This window comes from Moorena sp. SIO4E2, from assembly GCF_010671945.1.
GTDB lineage: Bacteria > Cyanobacteriota > Cyanobacteriia > Cyanobacteriales > Coleofasciculaceae > Moorena > Moorena producens.
The window spans coordinates 1-1,859 of record NZ_JAAHIE010001046.1; the positions used below are offsets into that span (position 1 = coordinate 1).

General features: G+C 41.3%; 2 protein-coding genes and 1 pseudogene. All 3 read left to right on the top strand.

The window, feature by feature from the left end; translation table 11 throughout:
- Positions 1-126, top strand: a pseudogene (locus F6K37_RS45930) (methionine adenosyltransferase); the annotation flags it as partial.
- 124 nt (positions 127-250) lie between these two features.
- Complete coding sequence (locus F6K37_RS40450; RefSeq protein WP_287256923.1) at positions 251-1,537, top strand: AAA family ATPase; 1,287 nt, start codon at positions 251-253, stop codon at positions 1,535-1,537.
- A 45-nt stretch (positions 1,538-1,582) separates the two neighbouring features.
- Positions 1,583-1,859, top strand: a 277-nt coding sequence (locus tag F6K37_RS40455; protein WP_287256924.1) for an ATP-binding protein, incomplete at its 3' end; no start/stop codon positions are given.

The following is a 1,859-nucleotide window of genomic DNA, read 5'->3' on the forward strand; positions in this document are numbered from 1 at the left end:
GTCCAGGCAAAAATTAAAGATGACTTGTGGTCAGCAGTGGTGGAACCCTGTTTCCAAGATATTGAGATTAAGCCGGATAACAACACACGCTTCCTGGTGAACCCCACAGGAAAATTTGTGATTGGTGACAGTAAGATGTGTATAACAAGAGGGACAAAGTTTTTGCCATGGCACAACCTAGCTAAGGAAGTTGGCCATAATAAAGATAGACACAATAGCCGCTTAAGAAACACTTTCAGAATCCATCACCATGGCTCAAAACCCCTTTACCGTAGGACAACCCGTTCTCCCAGAACGCTTTGTGGGACGAGAGTCTCAGATTGAAATAGCATTCGACCAAATCTCTAGTCGTGGTAATCTGGCAGTTTGGGGTGGACCTGGAATTGGTAAGACTTCCTTCTTAGAACTATTGACCTCACCTGACGTTTGGCACCTACAAGGCCAAGATCCAGAAGCAGCAGTAATTGTACTTCTAAATTGCCTAAGTATTCAACCTTTTAACGCTCATAGCTTCTGGTGGCAAATCTTGACCGAGATAAAAAGTCAACTGGATAGTAATCCACCGCTACAAACTGATATTGACCAATTCCTTGCTCAAGACAACGTCGCTTCAAGTCATTTACGGCAGCTATTACGTAAGCTTGGAGAATACCACAAATTTTTACTATTGCTAGTGGATGACTACGATGTTGCTTTGCGTACAAACGACGGTTACCAGGGAGCTGATATTGAAGCCTTTGTGAATGAATGTCGCAGCATTGCGAATTCTGGTATCGAAAGGAAATATATCTCAATGATTGTAGCATCGTCTCGACGTCTGAGTGAATTGGGACCTCAACTCACCCCAGATAAATCTCCTTGGTATAACCATTATTTATTTCAACCACTCAAGCCATTTACTGATAACGAAGTGGCTGCCCTACTACTTGGTATGCCAATCACACCAGCTTTACGAGACGGAATTCGTGAAATTGCTGATGGAAATCCCGCCTTGCTACAGAATGCTGGTTATCTTCTCTATCAAGAATTGCGAGCTAATCGAGTACCTGACCCTAAGACCTTTGCCAGAGATTTTCTAAGTGCAACTGAACAGTTTTTTAAAGCTTCCTGGGAGCTTTGCAATGACCTAGAGAAGATTTTACTGATGCTAATTGCTTTGTGCAGCCTAGAAGGTCGATTATCCGATCAGCGCTATGCTCTGAGGGGAATTGAGACTATTTTTAGCCAAAAAGAGATAGAACTGAATGCCTTAGAAACGAGAGGAATCATCAAACGAGAAGAGCAAGCCGGTAAAGCGACTTACTCCTTTGCTTCATCACTAATGGAGTGGTGGGTGGTTAAAAACATTCAAAACAGTACCGAAACTGAATTACAAGAGCGTCAGAAGGTATTTCTTAATCTGATGAGTCATAAGCAAGCAGAAAAGGTTAAAGATATCATTCGTTTAATCTGGAAAAATAAAGATAAAATACCAGATATATTTGAATGGATTGGTAAGGTCATGGCTGCTATCCCGAAAGGAGCAATTAAAAGCTAATCACTGTCACAAATAGGAAACCTTTCGCAAATCACCAAGATTTATATGACCACAGCAACAGTTCGGAGAAATCCTTATATTGTTGGATCAGCTATCTCTGATACCAAGTACTTCTTTGGCAGGGAAACGTTGATCCAATTTGTCGAGGATAATTTAAATCAGGGTGAAAGGGTTATTCTGTTGCATGGTCAAAGACGGATTGGTAAATCATCGGTTCTTTTACAGATTCCCAACCTTGTTCAATCTGAACAATTTGTCTTCATTTATTTTAATCTTGAAGACAAAGGGCACTTAGCCCTCAGCAATGTATTGCATCTCCTGG